Origin of the sequence: Candidatus Pelagibacter sp., from assembly GCF_052049835.1 — a bacterium.
GTDB lineage: Bacteria > Pseudomonadota > Alphaproteobacteria > Pelagibacterales > Pelagibacteraceae > Pelagibacter.
Genome location: NZ_JBNGZF010000001.1, coordinates 207159 through 232670, shown reverse-complemented (window position 1 = coordinate 232670; position 25512 = coordinate 207159). Strand labels below are relative to the sequence as shown.

At 29.2% G+C, this 25512-nt stretch carries 22 protein-coding genes; 12 read left to right on the top strand and 10 right to left on the bottom strand.

Annotated elements, in window-relative coordinates:
• Window positions 1-23 precede the first annotated feature (23 nt).
• Window positions 24-1031: an NAD-dependent epimerase/dehydratase family protein gene (locus tag ACTT9R_RS01195; RefSeq protein WP_440926248.1), complete on the top strand. Its 1008-nt coding sequence runs from the start codon at window positions 24-26 to the stop codon at window positions 1029-1031.
• Here the strand turns inward: ACTT9R_RS01195 and ald are convergent.
• The gene (ald, locus tag ACTT9R_RS01190; RefSeq protein WP_440926247.1) at window positions 1028-2140 is read right to left on the bottom strand and encodes an alanine dehydrogenase; all 1113 of its coding nucleotides are present in this window, start codon (window positions 2138-2140) and stop codon (window positions 1028-1030) included. The two genes, ACTT9R_RS01195 and ald, sit on opposite strands and share 4 nt — an antisense overlap.
• A 9-nt stretch (window positions 2141-2149) precedes the next feature.
• The gene (locus ACTT9R_RS01185; RefSeq protein ID WP_440926246.1) at window positions 2150-3496 is read right to left on the bottom strand and encodes an aminotransferase class III-fold pyridoxal phosphate-dependent enzyme; all 1347 of its coding nucleotides are present in this window, start codon (window positions 3494-3496) and stop codon (window positions 2150-2152) included.
• A 181-nt stretch (window positions 3497-3677) separates the two neighbouring features.
• Between ACTT9R_RS01185 and ACTT9R_RS01180 the strand changes: the two genes are divergently transcribed.
• The 3 genes from ACTT9R_RS01180 (at window position 3678) to ACTT9R_RS01170 (ending at window position 7428) form a co-directional block, all read left to right on the top strand.
• The gene (locus tag ACTT9R_RS01180) at window positions 3678-4619 is read left to right on the top strand and encodes an ABC transporter substrate-binding protein (protein WP_440907728.1); all 942 of its coding nucleotides are present in this window, start codon (window positions 3678-3680) and stop codon (window positions 4617-4619) included.
• A gap of 86 nt (window positions 4620-4705) precedes the next feature.
• Entirely contained in the window at window positions 4706-5503 is a 798-nt protein-coding gene (locus ACTT9R_RS01175; RefSeq protein ID WP_440926245.1) for an ATP-binding cassette domain-containing protein, read from the top strand.
• Window positions 5503-7428, top strand: coding sequence for an ABC transporter permease (locus ACTT9R_RS01170; protein WP_440926244.1), 1926 nt, complete (start codon window positions 5503-5505; stop codon window positions 7426-7428). The genes ACTT9R_RS01175 and ACTT9R_RS01170 overlap by 1 nt, the downstream gene beginning before the upstream one ends.
• Here the strand turns inward: ACTT9R_RS01170 and ACTT9R_RS01165 are convergent.
• Window positions 7425-8315, bottom strand: a complete 891-nt coding sequence (locus ACTT9R_RS01165; protein WP_440926243.1) for a hypothetical protein — start codon at window positions 8313-8315, stop codon at window positions 7425-7427. The genes ACTT9R_RS01170 and ACTT9R_RS01165 overlap by 4 nt on opposite strands.
• A 55-nt stretch (window positions 8316-8370) precedes the next feature.
• Here ACTT9R_RS01165 and ACTT9R_RS01160 point away from each other — a divergent pair, with 55 nt between their 5' ends.
• The 6 genes from ACTT9R_RS01160 (at window position 8371) to ACTT9R_RS01135 (ending at window position 14902) form a co-directional block, all read left to right on the top strand.
• Entirely contained in the window at window positions 8371-9720 is a 1350-nt protein-coding gene (locus tag ACTT9R_RS01160; protein WP_440926242.1) for a B12-binding domain-containing radical SAM protein, read from the top strand.
• A 7-nt stretch (window positions 9721-9727) separates the two neighbouring features.
• A complete protein-coding gene (locus tag ACTT9R_RS01155; protein WP_440926241.1) occupies window positions 9728-10579 on the top strand; it encodes a glycosyltransferase in 852 nt (283 codons plus the stop codon).
• Complete coding sequence (locus tag ACTT9R_RS01150; protein ID WP_440926240.1) at window positions 10576-11598, top strand: NAD-dependent epimerase/dehydratase family protein; 1023 nt, start codon at window positions 10576-10578, stop codon at window positions 11596-11598. The genes ACTT9R_RS01155 and ACTT9R_RS01150 overlap by 4 nt, the downstream gene beginning before the upstream one ends.
• Entirely contained in the window at window positions 11598-12647 is a 1050-nt protein-coding gene (locus tag ACTT9R_RS01145; RefSeq protein WP_440926239.1) for an NAD-dependent epimerase/dehydratase family protein, read from the top strand. Before ACTT9R_RS01150 ends, ACTT9R_RS01145 begins: the two co-directional genes overlap by 1 nt.
• Window positions 12631-13641 carry an Ldh family oxidoreductase gene (locus ACTT9R_RS01140; protein ID WP_440926238.1) on the top strand — a complete coding sequence of 337 codons (1011 nt, stop codon included), beginning with the start codon at window positions 12631-12633 and terminating at the stop codon, window positions 13639-13641. The genes ACTT9R_RS01145 and ACTT9R_RS01140 overlap by 17 nt, the downstream gene beginning before the upstream one ends.
• Window positions 13642-13942: 301 nt before the next feature.
• Window positions 13943-14902, top strand: a complete 960-nt coding sequence (locus ACTT9R_RS01135; protein WP_440926237.1) for a MarR family transcriptional regulator — start codon at window positions 13943-13945, stop codon at window positions 14900-14902.
• Here ACTT9R_RS01135 and ACTT9R_RS01130 read toward each other — a convergent pair.
• The gene (locus ACTT9R_RS01130) at window positions 14899-15750 is read right to left on the bottom strand and encodes a bile acid:sodium symporter family protein (protein ID WP_440926236.1); all 852 of its coding nucleotides are present in this window, start codon (window positions 15748-15750) and stop codon (window positions 14899-14901) included. The two genes, ACTT9R_RS01135 and ACTT9R_RS01130, sit on opposite strands and share 4 nt — an antisense overlap.
• 101 nt (window positions 15751-15851) lie before the next feature.
• Between ACTT9R_RS01130 and ACTT9R_RS01125 the strand changes: the two genes are divergently transcribed.
• Both ACTT9R_RS01125 and hisD read left to right on the top strand, forming a co-directional pair.
• Window positions 15852-16763 carry a bifunctional enoyl-CoA hydratase/phosphate acetyltransferase gene (locus ACTT9R_RS01125; protein ID WP_440926235.1) on the top strand — a complete coding sequence of 304 codons (912 nt, stop codon included), beginning with the start codon at window positions 15852-15854 and terminating at the stop codon, window positions 16761-16763.
• A gap of 59 nt (window positions 16764-16822) precedes the next feature.
• Window positions 16823-18109, top strand: coding sequence for a histidinol dehydrogenase (gene hisD, locus ACTT9R_RS01120; RefSeq protein WP_440926234.1), 1287 nt, complete (start codon window positions 16823-16825; stop codon window positions 18107-18109).
• Here the strand turns inward: hisD and ACTT9R_RS01115 are convergent.
• From ACTT9R_RS01115 to ACTT9R_RS01090, 6 genes are all read right to left on the bottom strand, one after another.
• A complete protein-coding gene (locus tag ACTT9R_RS01115) occupies window positions 18106-19368 on the bottom strand; it encodes an MGH1-like glycoside hydrolase domain-containing protein (RefSeq protein WP_440926233.1) in 1263 nt (420 codons plus the stop codon). The two genes, hisD and ACTT9R_RS01115, sit on opposite strands and share 4 nt — an antisense overlap.
• Entirely contained in the window at window positions 19368-20561 is a 1194-nt protein-coding gene (locus ACTT9R_RS01110) for a carbohydrate ABC transporter permease (RefSeq protein WP_440926232.1), read from the bottom strand. The genes ACTT9R_RS01115 and ACTT9R_RS01110 overlap by 1 nt, the downstream gene beginning before the upstream one ends.
• Complete coding sequence (locus tag ACTT9R_RS01105) at window positions 20551-21810, bottom strand: carbohydrate ABC transporter permease (protein ID WP_440926231.1); 1260 nt, start codon at window positions 21808-21810, stop codon at window positions 20551-20553. The genes ACTT9R_RS01110 and ACTT9R_RS01105 overlap by 11 nt, the downstream gene beginning before the upstream one ends.
• A gap of 48 nt (window positions 21811-21858) precedes the next feature.
• Window positions 21859-23190 (bottom strand): ABC transporter substrate-binding protein, encoded by a 1332-nt coding sequence (locus ACTT9R_RS01100; RefSeq protein ID WP_440926230.1) that lies wholly within the window; start codon window positions 23188-23190, stop codon window positions 21859-21861.
• 144 nt (window positions 23191-23334) lie between these two features.
• Window positions 23335-24390: an ABC transporter ATP-binding protein gene (locus tag ACTT9R_RS01095; protein ID WP_440926229.1), complete on the bottom strand. Its 1056-nt coding sequence runs from the start codon at window positions 24388-24390 to the stop codon at window positions 23335-23337.
• Window position 24391: 1 nt separating this feature from the next.
• The gene (locus ACTT9R_RS01090; RefSeq protein ID WP_440926228.1) at window positions 24392-25477 is read right to left on the bottom strand and encodes an ester cyclase; all 1086 of its coding nucleotides are present in this window, start codon (window positions 25475-25477) and stop codon (window positions 24392-24394) included.
• Window positions 25478-25512 lie beyond the last annotated feature (35 nt).

The following is a 25512-nucleotide window of genomic DNA, read 5'->3' as shown; positions in this document are numbered from 1 at the left end:
GTTATAATAAAGAAATATTTAAAATGAAACCTAAAATATTCATATCAGGATCATCTGGCTTCATAGGCTTCCATGTTGCAAAAAAATTTTTAGAAAAGGGAATGAAGGTTCATGGTTTTGACTCAATGAATAATTATTATGATGTGAGTTTAAAAAAATCTAGATTAAAAATTTTAAAAAAATATAAAAACTTTTCTTTTACAAGAGGAAATCTTGAAAATTACAAAATACTTTTAAGAAGCATAACAAAATTTAGACCTAAAATTATAATTCACTTAGCAGCGCAAGCGGGAGTGCGATTTAGTATAAAAAATCCAGATAGTTATTTAAATTCAAATATATATGGTACTTTTAATATTTTAAAAATTGCTCATAATATTAAAGTAAAGCATCTTATTATTGGTTCAAGTTCTTCAGTATATGGTGCTAATAAAAAAATTCCATTCAAAGAAATTGATAAAACAGATCATCAGGTAAGTTTTTATGCTGCAACAAAGAAATCTACTGAAGCTTTAGCTCATGCTTATTCAAGCTTATGGAAATTACCTATTACCATGCTGAGGTTTTTTACTGTATATGGACCTTTCGGAAGGCCTGATATGGCGTACTTTAAATTCACAAAAAAAATTCTTAAAGGACAAAAAATTGATATTTATAATAAAGGTAAAATGTACAGAGATTATACCTACATTGATGATATTGTGGATGGTATATTTAAAATATTAAATAAAATTCCTAAAATTAACTCAAAAAGAAAAATTAAAAATGATAGCCTTTCACCAGTTGCACCGTTCAGAATATTAAATATTGGAAATACTAAAAAAATATATCTCCTAGATTTTATAAATACGCTAGAAAAAATTTTAGATAAAAAAATTAAACGTAATTATTTACCGATGCAAAAAGGAGATGTTTATTCTACTTTATCAAATAGTTCTCTATTGAGAAGACTAACTGGGTATAATCCAAAAACAAATTATAAAATCGGTATTAAAAAGTTTTTAAACTGGTATAAAAATTATTATAATTAAAGGGCGTTTGATGGATCCACATATTTATGTCCAAAAGCATCTGCGACAGCTTTGTAAGTTACTTGGCCTTTACTAACATTTAGTCCTGCTAAAAAGTGTTTATCTTCACTTAATGCTTTTTGATAACCTTTGTTAGCTAGTTTAACTAAAAAAGGTAAAGTTGCATTATTTAATGCCAATGTAGATGTTCTGGGAACACCACCAGGCATATTCGCTACACAATAATGAACTACACCATCAACTATATAAGTTGGATCACCGTGTGTTGTTGGCTTGCTAGTTTCAACACATCCGCCTTGATCTATAGCAACATCAACAATTACAGATCCTCTTTTCATAGTCTTAATCATTTCTTTAGTAATTAATTTTGGAGCTTCTGCACCTGGAATTAATACTCCTCCAACTAATAAATCTGCTTCAGCAACTAATTTATCTAAGTCTGTTTTATCACTTTGTTCTGGAATAATTTTATCTCCAAACATTTCAACAAGTTGTTTTAATCTAGTCTCAGATTTATCTACAATATGAACTTTTGCCTGCATACCAGTTGCGATCACAGCAGCGTTTTCTCCAACAACTCCTCCACCCAAAATTACTACTGTTCCACCTGTTACACCTGGTGCGCCTCCTAAAAGTAAACCTCTCCCGCTTTGGTTTTTCTCCAAACAATGAGCTCCTGCTTGTACTGACATCCTCCCTGCTACTGCGCTCATTGGTGCAAGTAAAGGCAGTCTTCCATTATCATCTGTTACTGTTTCATAGGCAATATTAATACTTTTAGATTTTATTAAACCTTCAGTTAATTCTTTTGCAGCAGCCAAATGGAGATATGTATATACGATTTGATTTTCTCTAATCATATCCACTTCCTCTTTTTGAGGTTCTTTAACTTTAACTATTATTTCTGCATCATTAAAAATATCAGCTGCACTATCAGCAATTTTAGCTCCAGCTTTTAAATATTGATCATTTTCAAATCCAGCTTCAAATCCACCATTGTTTTCAACCAAAACTTCGTGACCTTCTGAAACTAAAGTTTTAACACTATCAGGTGTTAAACCAATTCTATTTTCTTGTGGTTTTATTTCTTTGGGAACTCCAATTTTCATAAACGAAAATTAATTCTTTTTACTTTTTGCGTAATTTGTTATTCCAGTTCGAAGTTTTTCAATAATTTCGTCAATATGTTTTTTTTCACAAATAAACATTGGAGCAATGATTAAACAGTCACCAGTAGCTTTAAAATTTACTCCTGCTTCATAGCAGTGTTTGAAACAAGTAAATCCAGCAGCACCTGGTTTTTTGTCCATCACCATATCAATGCCACCCATCATTCCGTAACCCCTGATGTTATCGACAACATCAATATCTTTTAAAGACATTAAACCCTCTTGGAAATAAGGAGCTAAATTTTTAGCTCTATTAAAAATATCATCTTTTTCGATTATATCTTGCACAGCTAAACCAGCAGCTACAGAAATTGGAATTCCTGAATACGTGTAACCATGGAATAATTCTATAGTTCCTTTTGGAGCATTTTCCGCAATGGCATGATAGATATCTTCTTTACAAGCAACAACTCCCATTGGGCTAATACCATTTGTAGTTGCTTTTGCCATTGTCATCATGTCTGGAGTTACTCCATATTCTTGAGATGCAAATGGTGATCCAGTTCTTCCCCATCCTGTAATCACTTCATCAAAAATTAAAAGTATTCCATGCTTATCACAAATTTCTCTTAATCTTTGCAGGTATCCCTTTGGTGGAACTAATGTACCTGTTGATCCTGCAATAGGTTCAACAATACAAGCTGCAATATTTTCAGCTCCAAAGTTCATACAAATTCTCTCTAAATCTTCTGCTAACTCAACACCTGTTTCTGGTTGACCACTTACAAACTTATGTTCAGGCAAATGTGTATGTCTCATATGAACAACACCTGGCATTAAAACACTTGCAAAAGTTTTTACGTTGTTAACCATACCTCCAACAGAAGTCGCACCAATATTCATTCCATGATAACCTCTTTCTCTACCAACAAATCTAAATCTTTGGCTATCTCCTCTAGCTCTGTGATAAGCGATTGCAATTTTAATTGCTGTTTCAACGGCTGTTGAACCACAAATAGTATAAAACATTCTATTAAGATTTCCTGGAGTATGTTTTGAAATTCTAGTCGCTAATTCAAATGATCCACCGAATCCTTGTTGGAAAGGTTGACAATAATCTAATGTTTTTAATTGGTTTGTTATTGCCTCAATAATTTCTTCTCTTCCATGACCTAAAGGATTACAAAATAATCCAGAGCTTGCATCAATTTGGGTTTGTCCCTGATGATTTTTTAAATACACACCTTTAGCTTCAACAATTAATCTTGGGTTCTCTTTAAAATCTTTGTTGGATGTAAATGGCATCCAATGCTCATTTAAAGAATTTGGAATAGCTGTTTTGTTTTGTGTGCTCATAAAAATTTCTTTCTATAAAATATTTTAAATTAATCTTAAGGCCTCTTTAGACTAAAATAAATGGATTAACTACCACATTATTGACACAACCAGGAATTGTATACGTTTCTTTTTTGTTTTACTTCGGAGACAATTTGAATTTAAATATCCAGAATTTAATTAATTAAACATAGGGGAATAAATGAAAAAAATACTAAGTTTTATTCTAGGATCTATTTTTGCACTTAACCTATCAATTTCAGTTGCTAATTCAGCTGCAAATGAAGTTAGAGTTGCATACTTTCTAGAATGGCCAAGTCCAAACCTAGAGGACATGATGAAGAAAAATTACTCAAAAGCTTTAGGAGTTCCAGTCAAGTGGACAAGCTTCAATACTGGTGTGGAAATGACAGAAGCCATGCTAGCAGGAGATATTGATATTTCTTACTCACAAGGTTTAGTGCCTTTTATCAATGCTGTAAAATCTAATGCACCTATCAAACTGATTGATATTGCAATGGAATACGGAATGGGCGGAACTACATGTGTTACATCTAATGCTTCTGGAATTACAAAAGCAAACGCTAGTGAATTAGAGGGTAAAAAAGTTGCAGTGCCTTTAGGTACTATGGCTGATTATGTTTTTACTGCAAGTATGGAAATTGTTGGTGCCGATCCAAGCAAAATGACTGTTATTGATATGGTTCCAGAAGATGGAGCTGCAGCTTTAGTAAGTGGTGATGTTGCAATGGCATGTTTATTTGGTGGTAATTCAATTGCAGCAGCTACAGAAGTTGGTTCTAGATTAATTTCAGTTGAGGAAGCTAGAGCTGGAGGTATTCTAGGTATAGATATTACTTCTGTAACTAATAAGTTTATGAATGAAAATCCAGGTATGGTAAGGACTTTTGTTGAAGTTACTCATGAAGCTAATGCAAGATATAATTCAGGTAAAAGCGACATGAATTCTATGTCTAAAGCATCTGCGATGGAAGTATCAAAAATGAAAGGTACTTTAGATGGATTTAAATTCTTAACTCCTGAAGAAACTAAAAAATCTATGGAGAGTGGTAATCTAGCTGGTTTCTTGGATGGAATGGGAACTCCAAAAGGAAACGTAGATACAAGTTTCTTACCTTTATAATCTTAAAGGTTTAAAACTTTTTAAATAGGCACTGATTTAATAATTAGTGCCTATTTTTTTTAAAAAATTTCAAATATAAGGGCACTATGAGTGATCTTGTTTCTCAAAATCTAAATATGATTTTTAAAACTCCAAAAGGAGAAACAGTTCATGCGCTTAAGGATGTAAGTTTTACTTTAAAAAAAGGAGAATTGCTTACGGTTCTTGGTCCTTCTGGTTGCGGAAAAACAACTTTACTAAACATTACTGCTGGATTTTTAAGACCTACTTCAGGAAAAATTACATTAAATAATAATGAAATTGATGGGCCTGGTGTTGAAAGAGGAATGGTATTTCAACAAGGTGCTTTGTTTGAATGGTTAACAGTAGCTGAAAATGTAAATTTTGGACTTAGGATGAAAAAAGAAGATCCTGAAGTTACAGCTAATAAAGTTGAGGAATGGTTAGATATAGTTGGTTTGAAAGGATTTGGTAACACTCCTACTTATCAATTGTCAGGTGGTATGCAGCAAAGAGTTGCTCTTGCAAGATGTTTAATAAATGATCCTGATCTAATTTTAATGGACGAGCCATTAGGGGCTTTAGATGCATTAACAAGAGAAAAGATGCAGTCATTAGTTTTAAAAATTTGGAAAGAAACCGGAAAAACTATTATTTTAATTACTCACTCCGTCGAGGAAGCTCTCTTACTTGGTGAAAGATTATATGTTATGGCACCGAGACCAGGAAGAATACATAAAGAATACAATCTTCCATTTGCAGAAATGGGTCTTACACAAGATCTAAGAGAAATTAAAAAAAATAAAGAATTTTCATCTACTAGAGAAGAAATTTTATCCATGATCTGGAACATGGAAGAAGAAATAATGGGAAAAGATAATTAATGCTAACCCAAATTGTGACAATATTAATTATCGTATCAATTATTGGATGCATTCTTTATGGAAGAAGATTAATTAAAACTGAAAAAGTTGATGCTGTATTTGGTAATCCAGAAAGATCTAAAGGTGGAACGCACTGGGTAATTGTTGGTAGTAGTGTAATATTAATGCTGTGGCTTTATTATTCGTGGGATATAGCTAGAGGTTTTTATCCAAAATCTGCAAACGAATTGTGTCAAGTTGCTAAAATAAATGAATCTTTACTAGGTTTAAAATATCAATTTCCTATTGAAGAGAGAGAGTTCAAAAGTACTTCAATTATAAAAATTGAAAATAAAAATCTTATAAAGATTGCAAATGAAATAAAAGGATCCACAGATCTAAACGATCAACAAAAAACAATCCTTGTAAGTTACATTGATAGAACCTCTAAATTAATTCCATTGTTAACAAGTGAAGAATTAATAGAAATTGATACCAAAATAAAAATTCAAGAAATGACTGAGCAAATAAAACAACTGAGTATTGATTTTCAAAAGGAAGATTATCCTTTTGAGACAGGTGCTCAAAAAATTGAAAGACAAAAACTTATTGATGAACAGGGTGATTGGGGAATTGTCACTATAGATTCTGGTAGTGGGTCAATAGAAAATACTATCGAGATACCAACTGCTCCTCAGACTAAAAAAGGCTTAAAATTTCATGCAGCGGCAAAAGAACTAAGTCTAATAAATGACAATTTTTTTAAATTAAGAAATCATAATCCATTATTCAAAAGCGCAATAAAACAATTAAAAGATGATATTAAAGCTTACAGAAAAAGTTTAGATAATAGTGGTGAGATAGCATCTGACTATTCAAAAAATATCATTAAAATTGCAAGAAGAATAGAATTTGCAAGCATTTATCCTCCTAATGCTTTAAATGAAATGCAAGAAGCCATCTTAGAGTTTGATGACTTGCAAAACAAAGAACAAGGTGGATTAAGATTAATTGATATCCTTTTGTTTCCTTCAGGGACAATTGTAGCAAGTGGAGCAACTTGTTCTGAACAAGGTTCAGGTAGATGGCTACCTAAACCGTCTGATACATTAAATAAATTTGTGGAATTATCAAAACCAAGTGTTGGATACAAAAATGTTCCTCTTTTATGGATTGAAATGGTTGATGTCAGTAAAATGATAGGCTTCATTTTACCAGATTGGATAGCTGATATATTGCCTGGTGATTATCCGGTTCATACAAAAGATGGAATTGTAAAAGAAAACTTTAAAAGTAATGTTTTAAAAGTTGCAACAGGAGACTTTAAGTTACTGAAAGTTCCCGTTCCGTACGGACATATCTGGGACTCCTTTATGAGGGTGTTTTTAGGATTAGTTTTTGGAATTATTATTGGTGTTCCATTGGGATTATTTATGGGTCTAAACAGATTTGCCAAAGGTTTTTTTGATCCGTTAATTGAACTTTATAGACCAGTCCCCCCTCTTGCATGGGCACCTTTAATTATTTCTGTACTTGGAATTGATAACTCTGGAAAAGTATTTTTATTATTTATGGTCTCGTTATCTATTATGATTATTTCTGCAAGAGCTGGTGCTTCGGGAACACAGCTCTCAAAAATACATGCGGCTCACTCATTAGGGGCAACAAAAAAACAAATTTTAAGACATGTAATTTTCCCAAATTCACTTCCTGAAATTCTTACGGGAATTAGAGTGGCTGTTGGTATGTGTTGGGGAACACTTGTTGCTGCAGAGTTTTTAGCAGGTACAACAGGTATAGGTTTTGTTGAAAATGTTGCGAAAAAATACTTCCAGTGGGAGGTTATTTGGATTACAATAATTATTATGGGTCTACTAGGTCTTTTATTTGATATTACATTAAGAAAAATAATCGATAAAACTATTCCTTGGCGAGGAAAAGGTTAAATTAACCAATCACTATATTTAATTAAATTATTTTTTAAATACTCAGGCAACAAATTTTTATCAAACTCATGTAGTTGTTTGCTATTTTCAAATCTGTTAGACTTTTTGTCAGCATTATGGTCATACATGATTTTTTTTTCATTAATTAATTTTAAAAAAATTTCTTTTTTCAATAATTCTTCTGGAAAATCAGCATGATGTAAATAAGATTTTAACTTATATAAAATTTTTTCCTCATCCATTACATTGGTGAAATGCCATCCACCTTTTTCTATAATTGAGATGTTATTATATTTTTTTTCTGAAAAAATTGTATCTATTCTAAAAATTGAATACTTTTTATTTTTAATGTTTCTTATCCATTGAGGAGAAATTAAATTTTTTTTTAAACACCCTTTAGTTCCAAAAAAGTAAAAATCTTTTAAATACAAATTTAATTTATAATGAAAAAAATATTGTTTAAAAAGCAAAATTGAGTTTTTTGTATCTTCTGGATTAATTTTACTTAAATCAGGTATTTCATCAAGATCTGATATTAAAATCAAATCATCATCTGAAAATTTTTCAATTCCTTTTTTAATAAAATTTCTTTGATAATTTTCTATAACTAATGCATTTAAAATTTGTTTATTTTTAATCTGATCCTGATTATCTGATTTATAAAAATCAATTAATCCAGACGGTTTTTCAAAAATTTTTAAATAAATTATTTTATCTTTGAAATTTTGAAATTTATTTATATCAAAATTAAAACCTTTTTCCTCGCCACTATGAGTAAAATTATTTTCTATAATAACAAAGTTATCAACATACTTATCTAATTCATTTAGTCTAATTTCTAAAATAATATCCTCATTAAAGTACATAAAGCAGTCAATTATTTTCATATCTTTGGATTCTTGTGTTGATTAAGTTAAAAACAAACTATAATTAAGAAATAATATGTCAATTTTATTTAGCAACCCTCCTTGGTGGGAAAAAAAGGAAAGTAGAGGATTTTTAAGGAAAAAAAGATGGAGACGTGGAGTTAGAGCAGGCTCAAGGTGGCCATTTACCTACTTGGGGAGATGCTATCCAGATAATTCACGTGCCAAAGATTACATTCCGTATCCTTATTTTTTAGGTTATGCAACTACTTATACCTCAAAATTAATTGGTGAAAAAAAAGTTTATTTTAGAGATAGCATAGCGTTGTCTGAATCTTATAAAAGTTTTTTTAAATATTTAGACTCTATTCATGACAAGATTGAATATTATTTAATTGAAAGTGCCACACCTTCTTGGGAACATGACTACAAACTTATTAAGGAAATTAAAAATAAATATCCTAAATTAAAAGTAATTGTAGCCGGTCCAATATCTACATCTGATCAAAATTGGGATAGTGAAATAGTTTATGCAGTCTTAAAAGGTGAATATGAAAAAAATGTTATGAAAGTTATAAATGGAAAAGATGGGTTATTGGAACATGACTTGCTTACTCTAGAAGAAATGAATAAAGCACCTTTTCCATATTATGATAAATTTATTTATGATAAATATTTTGATGGCAACCCTATTCCAATGAACCAATTATCTCCACAAGCTCATATTTTAACAAGTAGAGGATGTCCTTTTAAATGTATTTTTTGTGTTTGGCCTGCAGCAATGACAGGAAATGATCCTGATGGAGAAAATAAAAGATCAGTAAGACAATACACTCCAGATTATATGAGGGGATTTTTAGATAAGTTAACAACAGATTATAAATTTGAAGCAATATATTTTGATGATGATACTTTCAATATAGGAAACAGACATACTGTAGAAATAAGTAAACTGGCTGGTAAATATAATATTCCATGGTTTGCTATGTGTAGAGCTGACACTTGTAAAAAAGATACGTGGAAAATTATGAGAGACAATGGCTGCAAAGGTGTAAAAATAGGTATTGAGTCTGGAAGCCAGTATGTTGTAGATCAAATTGTAAACAAACATCTAGATTTAAATTACACAAAAGAAATTGTTAACCATTTAAGAAAGCTTAACATGTCAGTCCATGGTACATTTACATATGGTCTACCAGGGGAAACCAAAGATCAAATGATAGAGACAAAAAATTTTATAAGTAATACAAATTTTAATACTGTTCAAGAGTCTGGAACGGCTGAAATTGAAGGCACACCTCTTCACACTCTAACTAAAAAGGAATTAAAAAACTACCCTGGAGCCAATATTAATTCTACATATGATAGACAGAAGGATGGTGGAAAGAAATGGCAAAGCTTAGTAAAAGATTTGCAAAATAATTAAGTTTAAAGTGAGTTCAGTCAAAGTATCAATATATATTCCAGTATTTAATGCAGAAAAAACAATTAAGAAAACTATAATTTCTGTACAGAACCAATCTTACCAATTTGATGAAATAATTATAATTGATGATAATTCGAATGATACAACTAATAAAATATTAAAAGAATTCAAAGATATAAAAATTATAAAAAATGAAACTAATAAAGGATTGGGTTATAATAGAAATCTAGGAATTAAACTTAGCCAAAACGATATAGTTGCATCTATAGATGCAGATGTAGTGTTAGATTCTAAATGGTTAGAAATTATGATGAAAAATTTTGAAAAGAATAATGAAACTATGTTTGGCGGTAAAATGACAGAAAAACTTTTATTTAATAGATTTAACAAATGGAGAGCAAAATACTATAGTCAAAATTGGGGTGATAAAGATGTCGATAACCCGCCATTTTTGTATGGATGTAATACTATACAACATAAATCTATATGGAAATACCTTAATGGTTATAACGAAAAATTGCTGACTAATGGTGAAGATATAGATTATTCAAAAAGAATTCAGAAAAGTCAAAAATTTAAAATAAAATATTGCTCAAAAGCTCTATCAGAACATTTGCAAGATGATGATTTGAACACATTGTCAAAACGAATTTGGAGATACCATTCTTTTGGATACAAAATTAAAGAACCATCAGTATATAAGACAATTAAAATATCAATTAAACAATTTAAATTCTTTTTAAATAGATCTATAAAAGATTTAATAAAACTCGACTTTAAGTTTATGTATATAAATTTTTTAGTTTTTATAAAATTTATATTATTAGAACATAAGTATTATAAAAATTATAAAAAATGAAAATACTAGTTACAGGTGGTTGTGGTTTTGTAGGTACTAATATATCTCTATACTTAAATTCAAGAGGTTTTGAAATTCAATCTATAGACAATCTTTCAAGAATAGGATCAAAATACAATCTAGAATTATTAAAAAAAAATAATATTAAAAATTACAAAATAGATATTTATGATTATAAAAAAATTAAAAAACTTCCAAAATATGATTTAATAATTGATTGTTGTGCAGAAGCTGCGGTAGAAGTATCTAGGAAAGATATAGATAAAGTCATAAATACTAATTTTATTGGAACATTAAATATTTTAAAAAAAATACAAAAAGATAATTCAAAAATAATTTTTCTTTCCACAAGCAGAGTGTTTCCAATTTCTGAAACAAACAAAGTTTTGAAATCAAAAAAAATAATATCCAAACTGCAAATAAAAAAATTATTCAGTGAAAAAGATATAATTGAAGGACCAAAAACAATATATGGACTAACAAAACTTTCCTCAGAAATGTTGATTGAGGAATTTTCTTATGCGTTTAATTTGAAATATATAATAAATAGATGTGGAGTAATATCTGGTCCTTTACAATTTGGTAAACAAGATCAAGGTTTTTTAAGCCTATGGGTTTGGAAACATATAATTAAAGATAAAATGAAATATATTGGATACGGTGGTAACGGGCACCAGCTAAGAGATGTTCTTCATATAGATGATTTATGTGAATTAATATTTATGCAAATTAAAAAATTTAACAAAATATATAATAAATTATTTACTGTCGGTGGATCCAAAAGTAGTTATACATCTCTTGTGGAATTGACTAAAATTTGTGAGAAAATCACCAAAAACAAAATAAAATTTTCAAAGATTTCAAAAACTTCAATATATGATATTCCTTATTATGTAACAAACAATAATCTGGCGACAAAGACATATAACTGGAGACCTAAAAAAAATATTAATAAAATAGTAAAAGATGTTTTTATTTGGTTAACAAAAAATAAAAAAACTTTAAAAAAATACTTCTAATGTCAATAGCTATAATAACCGGTTCATCAGGATTAGTTGGTTCAGAAACTGTAAATTTTTTTTGTGAAAAAGGATTTGATGTTATCGGAATAGACAATAATCTTAGAGAGTTTTTTTTTGGTAAAAATGGTTCTACAGACTGGATTAAAGGACAATTATTAAAAAAAAATAAGAATTTTAAACACTTAAACATCGATATTAGAAATTTTGATAAACTAAATAAAATATTTAAAAAATACTCAAAAAGAATATCAGTTATAATACATTGTGCAGCTCAACCCTCTCATGATTATGGTAAAAAATTTCCATTTTTAGATTTTCATGTAAATGCAACTGGAACATTAAATCTTTTAGAGTTGACAAAAAAATACTGCTCTAATGCGCCATTTATTTTTATGTCTACTAATAAAGTTTATGGTGACAGCCCAAATAAATTAAATATCATGGAAAAAAAAACCAGGTGGGAATTAAAAATCAAAGACAAAAATTATAAGGGTATAAAAGAAAATTTTTCTATAGATAATTCTACACATAGTTTTTTTGGAGTATCAAAAACTTATGCTGATTTAATTGTACAAGAATATGGAAAAAATGTTGGTTTAAAAACTGTTTGTTTTAGAGGTGGATGTATAACTGGACCAAATCATAGTGGTGCTAAATTACACGGATTTTTATCTTATTTAGTTAAAGCTAGTATTTTAAAAAAAGAATACAATCTTATTGGATATAAAGGAAAACAAGTAAGAGACAATTTACATAGCAATGATTTAGTTAATTGTTTTTGGGAATTTTATAAAAAACCTAAATGTGGAGAAGTCTACAATATTGGAGGTGGAAGGTTTTCAAATTGTTCAGTTATCGAAGCCCTAGATATAGTTGAAAAATCATGCAATTTAAAGATAAAGAAGAAGTATATTAAAATACCAAGAGTTGGAGATCATATATGGTATATTTCAGACACTTCAAAATTTAAAAAACACTATCCTAATTGGAGGCAAAAATACAATACTAAAAAAATTATAGAGGAATTAATTGAACATCAAAAATAAAAAAATTTATAATCTTGTATATAGAATTTTTAAAAAATATAATTTAAGTGCTGAACATTCTAAAATATCAACTAATGCTTTAATAAATGCTGAATTAGTTGGTGCTTATGGTCATGGTTTATCAAGACTGAAAATGTATTGTGATCGAATTTCTAAAAAAGCAATTAATCCAAAACCAAAAATTAAAATTAAAAAAATTTCTCCTTCTATTTCTCATATAGATGCTAATAATAGTATTGGTTTTGTTGCAGCTGATTTGGGAATTAAAACTGCAATTAAACATGCGCAAAAAGCTGGGATAGGAATGGTAGCAGTTAAAAATAGTGGTCACTATGGTTTATCTGGTTATTACGCTGAACAAGCAGTAAAAAAAAATTTAATCACAATGATATATACAAATGCTCCTCCAGCAGTTGCTCCACATGGTGCGTTAAAAACTTTATTTGGAACAAATCCAATTTGTTTTGGATCCCCTACTGGTTCTAAAATTCCATTTATTTTAGATACATCTATCTCAATGATTAATAGAGGAAAAATAAGAGTTGCAGCAAGAAACAATAAATCAATTCCCGCGGGAGTTGCTTTAGATAAGTTTGGTAAACCAACCACAGATGCTAAAAAAGCTTTAGCGGGAGTTCAATTACCAATTGCAAGTTTCAGAGGCTCAGGACTTGCTTGGATGGTAGATATATTAAGTGGAGTTTTAACTGGAGGAAATCATGGGGGAAGAGTTAAAGATCCATTTGATGATTTTTCAGGTCCACAAAATATTGGACATTTATTTATTACTTTTAAAGCAAATTTATTTCAAAAAAATTATAACCAACGAATTAAAGATAATATTAAAACAATAAAAAAACTTCCAAAGATAAAAGGTGTTAAGGAAATAATGTATCCAGGACAAAATAAATATGCCCGGTATAAAAATAACTCAAAAAAAGAAATTTCTATACCGGATATAATAAAGAAAGATTTGGAAACCTTAATAAGTTAACATCGTTAGAGCACCCAAAGAAACGATAACAGATGATAAAATTATTGTTCGTTTAACTTTTTCCTTCTTCTTTTCTTCCAGAAGTCTTTGCTTTAGAACATCCACGTTAACCCTTTTCGGAGTTTCGACATATTGAGAGGGGGTCTCTACAATCTCGGATGTTCTATTTAAGCTTTCTGTACTCATATTTGTTTTATAAGGTTAATTTTAATCATTATTAGTTTAATTTTTACATACTAGGGTTGTCCAAAATGGGTTGACTCTATTTTCAATTTTGTTCATATTGGGTTTTTTTTAAAATATGAACGCTATACCAAGTATTTCTGATCATATTGATGAGAAAGTAATAAATAAAGTAATTCAAGATAATTTTGCCGCACTGGCACCCTCTTATTTTACTTTAACTAGTAATTGGTTTGTCAGAGCATATGATCATTACAAAGATATAGATAAATTCGTTATCATTATATATCTGATAAATCTCAATCTTATATATTTCAGGCAAAATGGTGTAAAAATAGATTACGACACTTTTTATAAGGATAAATCAATCGAAATTAACAAAATTAATATTTCAGATATCTCAAAAGATCTAGGAGTACCAAAAGAAAGTATCAGAAGAAAAGTTTTAGAATTAGAAAATGAAGGAACAATTAAAAGGTCTGGTAAAAAGATATTTATTGTAAGAAGTACACTCTACTCAGCTAGAGCAACTAACACTTTAACAGAGCTTGCAACTATATTACATGAATTTAATAAAATTTTAAAAAAAGAAAAACTAGTAACTGAAGTTTATTCAGTTAATGAAATAATTTCAGCAATGAAAGAAAATTTCTCTTATTGCTGGTATCAGTTTAATAAATTCTGGTTTATTTATATAAATAGATGGAGAGCTGAAATTAAAGATTTAGAAGTTTTAGCTATTGGCATGGTAGTAATAATAAATGCAGTCAAGAATAAAGATTTTGTTCCAAAAAAAAATATGCGTTCATACCATGAATCAGTTATGGGTTCTGATGTAAGAGGTGTAAATGCTATGTCAATTTCTGAGATAACCGGTATTCCAAGACCTACAGTTGTTAGAAAACTAAAATATTTAATTGATAAAAAATATCTTCAAATAAATGAAAAAAAATTAATCTCTTTCAATGCTAAAGATAGTGCTTTTGTAACAACAAAGGGAATGGTGAATAAAAATGTTCTTAGCTTAAGCCATTTTATTTATAAAGTTTTTAATCAAATAAGAATAATCAATAATTAATTAGACTTTCTTAAAAAATAAATAAAAATAAATCCTGTTATATACATGATTAGTGCATAAGCACCTGTTGGTAATGCATACAATATATCTGTACCAAATATTTGCGTAGAGACAAATAAGGCTAACGTACCATTTTGTAATCCACATTCTAGAGCAATACACTTCATTTGTTTAACACCTGAAGCAAGAGCTTTTGCAATGTAATATGCGATAACCATCATTGAAATATTTAAAATTAAAGCAATTAAACCTGCTTGTTTGATAAAGCTAAGAATATTTTCTCTTTCTTCATAAAACGCTGCTACAAAAAAAACAATAAACAAAATTATGTTGAGTTTATTAAATATTTCAACTTTAGAAGATATGAAATTTTCAGCAAATTTTCTGATAATCATTCCTAATATTACAGGTACTGTTACAACTAAAAACATTTTTAGTGCTATTCCCGTCATTGAAATGTTTTGAGAAACTTCTGTTATCCCTAACATGTCTGCAGATGTAAAGATTATTAAAGGAACTGTAATTATACTTAATAGACTAATTACAGCAGTTAAAGATATTGATAATGCAACATCACCATCAGCAAACTTTGTCATTACATTAGATGTTACACCTCCTGGTGCTGCAGCTATGATCATAACCCCTATTGCTATTTCAGGTGGTGTTTTTAAAATTAAAATTAATATGTATGCTACAATTGGAAGAATTATTAATTGGGAAATAAAACCAACAATAAAATCTTTTGGTGATTTGAATACTCTTCCAAAATCTTCTAGCTTTAATCCTAGGCCTAAGCCTAACATTATCAAAGCCAAAATTATTGGCGCTATTTTTGTTACAATCTCCAAAGTGTTCCCCCTCTTAATATCTAGATTATAACTTTTTACATAATTTGTTTAGATGATTTTTTTCTATATACATGTTGAGTTTTTTGACTTATTTAAAGAAAATGCTTTCAAACAAAGAAATTGTCTGTCCAAACAACTTATTAGATTTAGCTCATAAAAAAAAGGGAGTTAAAGTTGCAGTTGTCAATGCTGGTAAACCACTACCAATGTTATCAGTTCAAGACGCGGTTAACGAAAATTTAATTGAACCAATATTTATAGGTCATGAAGTAGAAATACAAAAATGTGCCGAAGATATAAAATGGGATATTTCCAAATTTGAACTTATTCATGAGCCTGTGGAAAATGATACTGCTAAAATTGCAGCTAAATTAGCAAGTGAAGGCAAGGTACAAATAATAGTGAAAGGCCATATTCATACTGATGTACTTATGAAAGAAGTGCTTAAACGTGAATATAATTTGTTGGGAAAAACAAGATTAAGTCATATCTGGCATATGACTATTGATAAAGATGATAATCCACTAATAATTACTGATGGAGCATTAAATGTTTTACCAAATGTTAAAACAAAAATGCATATTCTAAAGAATGTAGTAAATTTTTCAAATAGAATAGGAATAGAAAGACCAAAAGTTTCCGTATTATCTGCAACAGAAGAAGTTTTAGAAAGTGTACCAAGTTCTATTGAAGCTGCAGAAATTACTAAATTAGCGAAAGAAGAAAATTTAAATGCTGATGTTTTCGGTCCATTAGCATTTGACAATAGTATTTCAAAAAAGTCAGCTGGAATAAAAGGTATTAAAAACTTAGTTGCTGGTGAGGCAGATGTATTATTAGTTCCCAATGTAGAAGCTGGAAATGCTTTGGTAAAAATGCTTATATATTTTAGTGGTGCATGTGCCGCAGGGGTTGTTGTAGGTGGAAAAGTACCTGTGGTAATTACCAGTAGATCTGACGAGGCTCAGGCACGATTGGCCTCTATTGCTGCAGCAGTAGTCGCTTTGGACTAAATGATTCATTGAATTTCAAAAAAAATTCATTTAAATAAATGAAATTTTAAAGGAGAGAAATGGCAATAACATATCTTAAAAGATCACCTAAAACCTCATCTACAGATGATACTAAAACAAGAGAAATAGTTGAAAATATTTTAAAAGACATTGAGAAAACTAAAGAAGAAGGATGTAAAGAGCTTTCTAAGAAATTTGATAAATATGAAGGTGATGTAATTGTCTCTAAAGAAAAAATAGAGGAAATTAAAAAAAATTTAGATCAAAAAACAAAAGATGATATTCAATTTTCCCATGAAAGAGTGAGAAAATTTGCAGAAGCACAACTAAAAAATTATGGGCAAGATTTTGAGGTTGAGTTATCTGATGGTTTGTTCGCAGGTCAAAAACTAATTCCAGTAAATACAGCAGGTTGTTATGTTCCTGCAGGAAGGTATGCCCATATAGCTTCAGCCGTTATGAGTGTGACAACAGCAAAAGTAGCAGGGGTTAAAAATATAATAGTCTGCAGTTCTCCTAAACCTGGTGTTGGTGTACATCCATCAATTGTTTATACAGCTGATTTATGTGGTGCAGATGTAATTATGAATTTAGGTGGTGTTCAAGCTATTGCAGCAATGACTAATGGATTATTTGGAAATGCACCAGCTGATATTTTAGTCGGTCCTGGAAATCAATTTGTTGCAGAAGCAAAAAGACTTTTATTTGGAAAAGTTGGTATTGATTTATTTGCTGGACCTACAGAAATTGCAGTAATTGCAGATGAAACAGCTGATCCTGAAATGGTTGCCTACGATTTAGTTGGACAAGCTGAGCATGGTTACAATTCTCCAGCATGGTTATTTACAAAAAGTAAAAAAATTGCTGATTATGTATTGCAAAGGGTTCCAGAATTAATTGAGGATCTACCAGACTTGCCTAGAGAAAATTCTGGGGCAGCATGGAGAGATTATGGTGAGGTAATATTATGTGATACTGATGAAGAAATCGCAAAAGTAAGTGACGATTATGCACCAGAGCATTTAGAAGTGCAGACAAAAAATTTACAGTGGTATCATGATAGACTTAAAAATTATGGTTCTTTATTTATTGGAGAAGAAACAACTGTAGCTTACGGGGATAAATGTTCAGGTACAAATCATATTTTGCCAACTAAAGGTGCTGGAAAATATACGGGTGGTTTGTTTGTAGGAAAATTTATCAAAACACTTAGCTTCCAAAGAATGAGTAAAGAGGCAACTAAAGAAGTGGGAGCAGCTTGTGCTAGAATTTCTAGATACGAAGGCATGGAAGCGCATGCTCGAACAGGTGATGTTAGATTAAGAAAGTACGGTTTTTCAAACTAATTTTTATTAAGTTTTAAGTCTAAGTAAAGAGCTGCTGACCAAGAAAAATTTTTTGCCCCCATTGGTTGACCACTCTTACAGCTAAAATATTCAAAAAATCCTTTTTTTTCAAGCATTTGGATAGTTTTGTTTTTTATTTTGTCAGAAAATAATCTATCTTTATTTTTTAATCCTTTATAAATAAACCAATTGCAATTAACCCAAATAGGGCCACGCCAATATCTTTTCTCCTCAAAACTTTTATGGTTTGATTTGATTGACGAAAAAAAATATTTTTCTTTTAAGTTATGTTTTTTAAGATTTTGAATTAGTCTTTTATTAATTTTTTCATTATTTAAATCAGCAAATAATAAAAAATAATTTGTTATTGATGGAATATAGATCTTTTTATTATTTTTTATATCTTTTGAAAAAAAAGTTTTTCTTTTTTTATCATATAATTTAAGAAAATTTTTTTCTGTCACTCTGATATAATTATCAATTTTTTTTTTGTTTAATCCAAATGTATCCAATAACTCAACGAGATCTTTGTTTGCCTTTAAAAAAATTGAATTAAAACCAACATCTATAACATTAAAAAATGAGGATTTATAAACTTTTTTTGGATTATATTTCAATTTTCTTAAATTGTTTTTGATTGTTACATACCTATCATAATCAATATCTAGTGGTCTAAATTCTGGATTTACAACTTTATTATCAGCTCTTTTATATTTTATATTTTTTTCAATTTTTACTTTATTCATAGGTTCATCCCATATAGGAGAATTATCATATCCACTTTCCCAAGGATGTAAAATAGATACTAAACCTGTTTTTTTTGGATCTCTAAATTTAATAAACCATTCATGAAATTTTTTAATTTTTTTAATTATTTTTTTTATATTTAACAATTGTTTTTTATTGATTTTATTTTTATTTAAAATTTCTTTTAAAATTGTTGCTAATATTGGTGGTTGAGTTATTCCAGATGAGTGGATTTTATTACCACAATTCCATGCTGTATAATTTGGATAATAATTTGTTTTTGTGTTATGAAATAAAATATGTGGAACCATTCCATCCCTCCATTGTCCATCTAGCAATGTGTTTATTTCTTTTAATGCAAAGTTTAAATTAAAATACGAATAGCCCAAAGCTATAAAGCCAGAATCCCAATTCCACTGGGCCGGATAAAGTTTATTATTAGTTGGTAAAGTATACCCTCTTCTTCTGTTACCTAATAAGGTTTTTTTTGCTTTATTAATTGAAATTTTCATCAACCTTTCACACTTCCAGCTGTTAGTCCACTTACTAAATATTTTTCAAAATAAACAAATATAAATAAGACAGGCAATGTAACAACAACTGACCCTGCCATTAGGTATTGCCTTGGTGTTTCAGCATCACCACTTAGATATTGAATAGCTCTTGATAATGTAAAGGAATTAGGGTTATCCAAAAACATTAAAGAAAATAAAAACTCATTCCAAGCAATCATAAAAACATACAAAGCAACAGACGAAATGGCAGGAATGCTTAAAGGAATTATAATTTTTGTTATAATTCCAAACCAACTTAATTTGTCTAAAATTGCTGCTTCCTCCAACTCTTTTGGTATGCTTTTGAAGTATCCTTGTAACATATAAATAGCTACTGGGAGTGTTGTTGCCGTATAAACAATTAATAAACCCTCTATTGAATTACGTAAACCTAATTGACTAAATATTGTATACAACGGAATAACAAGAACGATTGCAGGAAACATATATATTATAAGTATAGATGTAGATAAAAATGTTTTTCCAAAGAAATTTAATCTTGCAACTGCATAAGCAGCAGGTATTGCAAAAAGAAGAGTGATAATAACAGTACCAACAGAAACAATTGTACTAATCACAATATATTTTCCAAATTTATAAGATTTAAAAATTACAAAATAAGATTTAAATAAATCTTTTATATCTTGGCCAAAATTTATACTAAAATCTAAAGGATTTACTAATAATGCTATTTGTGTTTTAAAACTTGTGACCAACATCATGTAAAATGGAAAAAGTATTACAAATGAAAAAAATAAAATTCCAAATAAAGTTAAAAAATCAAATAAAATTACTTGAGTAGAGTGTTCTTCTTTTAAACTTATAAAAGTATATTTGCTAATTTTATTGGTGAAAAAATATAATATTAAAAATACGCCCACATTATACCAAATTGGTAATTTTTGTATTAAGTAACCATCACAAAAGACGAATATGGCAGAAAAAATTATTGATTTATAAATTGATTTAATTCTGTCACCTATTCCTAAGTTAGCTAATGATATTAAAAGACCAAATATAAAAATTATTTCTATATTAAAACTATTAATACTTAAACCTTGCAATGTTGCTAATATCTTCCAAATCGAAATTAAAAAAATTAAGAAAAAAGTAGATATCAACGAAAATAGTATTGTATTTTTAGTTCTCATCTACTCTTTTTCCTAAAAGTTTAAAATAAAAAAACATAAACATTAAAAGTAATACTACGATTACTATTGAAACAGCTGAGCCCATTCCAATGTCTGATATTGCAAAACCTTGTTGATAAACATTTATTGGTAAAGTTCTTGTTCCTGATGCACCTCCAGTTAATAAAAAGACGTCCTCAAATTTATTAAAATTCCAAATAAATCTAATCATGAATAAAATCGAAATTACTGCAGTAATTTGGGGAAGTGTAATATTAAAAAATTTTTGAAAGGGACTAGCCCCATCAACATCAGCTGCCTCATATAATTCTTTAGGAATTGCTTGAAGTCTCGCAAGAATAAATAAAAAGGCTAAAGGAAAATACCTCCAAATTTCAAACATTATAACCGTTGTAAGCGCTAACCTTAATTTAAAATCAAATCCCAAAATACTAATTTCAATATACTTTTGTCCAAGCAGATTTATTGGAGTTTCAATAATTTGATAATTTAATAGTAAACTATTTAATGTACCACTATTCGGATCTAGTAAAAGTTCCCAGGTATAAGCTAATGCAACAACTGGAGCAACATATGGGAAAAGTAGAACACTTCTCATAAATGTTCTTCCATAAAATTTTTGATTAACCATTTGAGCAGTTAAAATACCAAATATTATTGAGCCAACAGTTCCAAAAAAAGTGTAATAAAAAGTTGTAAGTAATAAGTCTACAAATTCATTTTCGAATAAAACCTTTTTAAAGTTTTTGAGAGTAAAGTTAGTATTAAGTAATATATTATCAGATTTTCCCTCTAATTTTGGTTTAATTGATTTAAGATTTTTTTTGTCTATTTTTGATCCATCATTTGTTGCAAATATTACTTGGAAATTTTCCCTATATTTAGCTGGCCAATTTCCAAATTCACATTTTAGTTTTTGCTTTTTATAAGAGCATCTTGGATCTAGCTTTTCTATTTCAAAATTTTTTGGAAAATTATCTTGAAACGAAACATCTCTAATTTCCTGAATTAATGAACTATTTCTTAACTTATATAATATTTTTATTTTAGTAGGTTCATCAAAAATAGATTTAACAATTTTTTTTGCTCTTGGTTCTGGAATTCGAATATCTTTTAATTCAACTTCTTTAAAACTAATCCAAATATTTGCAAAAATTGGAAATAAAATTATTGAAAAAACTAAAAGAACTGCAGGTAAAGTTAGTATGTATGCAGTTTTTTTTTCTGTATTTGCTAGAGTGTCATTCATAAAAAAAGCGGATAATTTATATTATCCGCTTTTTTAATAAAATTAAAATTATTTGAATTTAGCTAATGATTTGTTAATCATATCAACAGCTTCATCAACATCAATTTGATCATCAATATAAAGTCTAGTAATTCTATTTATAAATTGAGAATTTATGACTTTTGACGCTCTTGATAGTTCTCCTTCTTTAACACCCCATCTGTTTGCAGTATCTAAACCAGCTACAATGTTATTAATAACATCTGGGTCATAAAGATCTGACAAAGGTGCTTTTCTATCAACTCCAACAGGTAGTTTACTCCAAGCTTTTGTGAAAGCCTCAGGGTCACTAGAATTTCCTCTTCTTACTGGAAATTTACCTTCTGGAGCTATCGATAATGTACTTGTGTAACCTTCATCCATTGAGTACATAATAAATTGTTTAGCTTCATCTGTATCAGCATCAGCTGTTATACCAAAATATCTAACATCTGCCCATGCAGCACCTTTCTTATTACTAGGTCCACTAAAATTAGTAATGAAACCAGTTTTAGAAGCTAGTTCAGGTGATGTTGGATCACTGTTAATTGTTGGTGGAGCTGAGTCTCTTAAACCTGCAAGCTCATCCATAATGAATGGAGACCAAATAATCATTGGAGTTTTTCCTGCAAAGTAAAGTGCTCTAGATTGTTTCCAGTATAATTCTCCTGGAGGACTTGCTTTAGCAATTACTTTGTAAAACTCTAATGCTTCTTTAAGTTTCTTACCTTGTTTTTTGATACCACCCTTTTTAACAATATTAACCCCATTTGCTAATAGAACATGTTCTAAAACCTGACTCATGAAATTTTCATCAGTTTTAGTTGCAGCAACAAAACCAAACATTCCGTTAATTTTTGATAACTTCTCAACAGCAGCTACAATGTTTGCGTAGCTTGTTGGTGGTGCTAAATCTGCATTTTCAAAAAGGTCTTTTCTATAAACAACCATTTGTGTCCATCCATCAACTGGAACGGCTGCAATTTTTGAACCTTTTTTTGCCATGTTAAGTGCACCTGGCGCAAATGTATCTTTTCCAAGTTCTTTAACAACAGCGTTGTTAGCATCTACATCTAATATTCCTGCTTCAGCCCATGGCAATACATATTGTAAAGTATGATAGATTACATCTGGTAAGTCACCTGCTGCCGCTGCAGCTGTAGCTCTAGTTCCCAAATCTTTTTCTTCTACCGGGATCACATCTACTTTAATACCTGTTTTAGCTTCAAAAGCTTTTGCCATTTCCTCTTGCTTAGCCATTCGGGCAGGCTGAACTTCTGTAGTCCAAAACTTTATGTCTGCGTAAACAATATTCGAGATAAAAAACGAAATTACGCAAAACATCTTTATTATATTTTTCATTTCCCCTCCTATTAATATTTAAAACTATATTAAAATGATTCTATTTAGCAAAGATAAGACTGACACATATCAGGTATGTGATTCATACATGTTATTTATTCAAAAAAATGGTAAAAATTTGAAATTAGTCAATTATAGGTTGTGTTATGATTTTACTCTTTTTCCATTTTCATCAAAAATAAAAATGTCATTTAAATCAAAACCTATGGAGCTTCCTATTTTAACATTGCTTGGAATTTTTGCACTTAATTGGTATTCATCTTTTTTCATATATACAATTTTTTCATTACCAAGGTTTTCAATTAATTCTATTTCAGGATTAAATGTAAATTTTGTATTTTGATTTGCTTTTAAATGTTCAGGCCTAATACCCACAAAATGTTTTGATTTTTTAATTTTTAATTCGTTAAATTGAATGTCGTTACCTAACAATTTAATTGTATTTTCTGAAACAACATTTTCCTCTTTTACTTCTAAAATATTCATTTTTGGAGTCCCTATAAATTGTGCAACAAAAATATTTGCTGGATCATTGTAAATTTCCTCAGGAGTGCCAACCTGCTCGATGTTTCCTTGATTTAAAATAACAATTCGGTCTGCTAAGGTCATAGCTTCAACTTGGTCATGGGTTACATAAATCATATTTGTTTTAATTTGATTGTGTAATTTAGATATTTCAACCCTCATTTCAGCTCTTAATGCTGCATCTAAGTTAGATAAAGGTTCATCAAATAAAAATATCTTTGGATTTCTTGTAATAGCTCTTCCTATCGCCACTCTTTGTCTTTGACCTCCAGATAATTGTTTTGGTTTTCGCTCTAATAGTTCTTCAATTTTTAAAATTTTTGCAGCTTGCATTACTTTTGTGTTGATTTCTTCCTTTGGCCTTTTTTCAATTTTTAGACCAAAAGACATGTTTTCATAAACATTCATATGAGGATAAAGAGCGTAAGATTGAAAAACCATTGCAGTTTGACGTTTCGAAGGATGAAGTTCATTAATTTTTTGATCATTAATAAATATTTCACCTTCATCTATTTTTTCTAATCCAGCAATCATTCTTAGAAGAGTTGATTTTCCACATCCAGATGGTCCAACTAATACAAGAAACTCATCTTCTTTACCTAAAAGATTAAAATCTGTGATTATTTTATTAGATCCAAATGATTTGTGTACTCCAGTAAATTTTATGTTAGCCATTTTATTTTTTTATACTTTCTAAAACATCAACTCCAATTTGTTTTAATATGTGGATTATATCAATTGGAACCCAGTTTTCACGAATTTTTCCTTCATCATGGTGATAAAAATCCATAACTCTCATAGTTACTTTTTGGTTTTCAGATTTATATCCTAACCAATCCTCAGTTCCATATATTGCCTGAATACTATTCCATCCTGCTGTTAAAGAAAATTTTCCATCCCCTAACTCACAATAATGGCCAAGTTTCCAATAATTTCTTTCCTTAAAAGTTTTTCTAAAAGGTAATTGGTGATTGTCTACAAATCCCTCTAAAGATCTTGCGGTTCCAATACCACTTGGTCCATACCAAATCATCTTTTCATGCCAATAATCTTTTTGTGGATGGTTTATTAATCTTTCCTTAAGATCTTTATCAGAAGAAACCTCTAATTCAGGTTTTATATTTAAACTTCTCTGCATGGTAAGTGATTGCTCTAAACTTGCTTTAGAAATTTCCATATCTTTTTCAAAAAAATTTACACCATCTGTGTTAATTGGATTTAACCAATTTCCTTCAGATCCTTTTGAAAGATTAATTGGATTTGATCCAGTTTGTATTAATAGATCTATTAAATCGATTAAAATATAACTCTCAATAATTTTATCATCTTTAAGCTGATGAATTTCACAACACTTTAAATTTACCATTTTGTTATTAGGTTGAATGCCTAACCATGAATTTTTAAATATTCCTGATAATGAAGAAATTGAACCTACTTGAATTTTGTCTCTAAAAGCGCCACTAATTACTATTTGCTCTCTTCTTTCAAGATCAGGAAATGATTTAAAAAGAGGTTTCCAAAATTTTTCTTTAAAATCATCAACTCCTACAAATTCATTTAATGGGTAAAAACAATTAACATTAATATTGTGTGAGAAAGCATTTTTAAGATTTTGATCTAGTTTAGAGATGCCGTCATTTACTATTGAATTTAAATATTTTCTGACAACTTGTTTGTATTTATAATTTTCCTCGGGTGATATGACTATTTTTTCTACTTTCTCTTGACCCTTAAGACCTGTATCAAATTGTTCTATTTGCATATATTTTTTGTTAGATAATTTTACTATCACAAAAT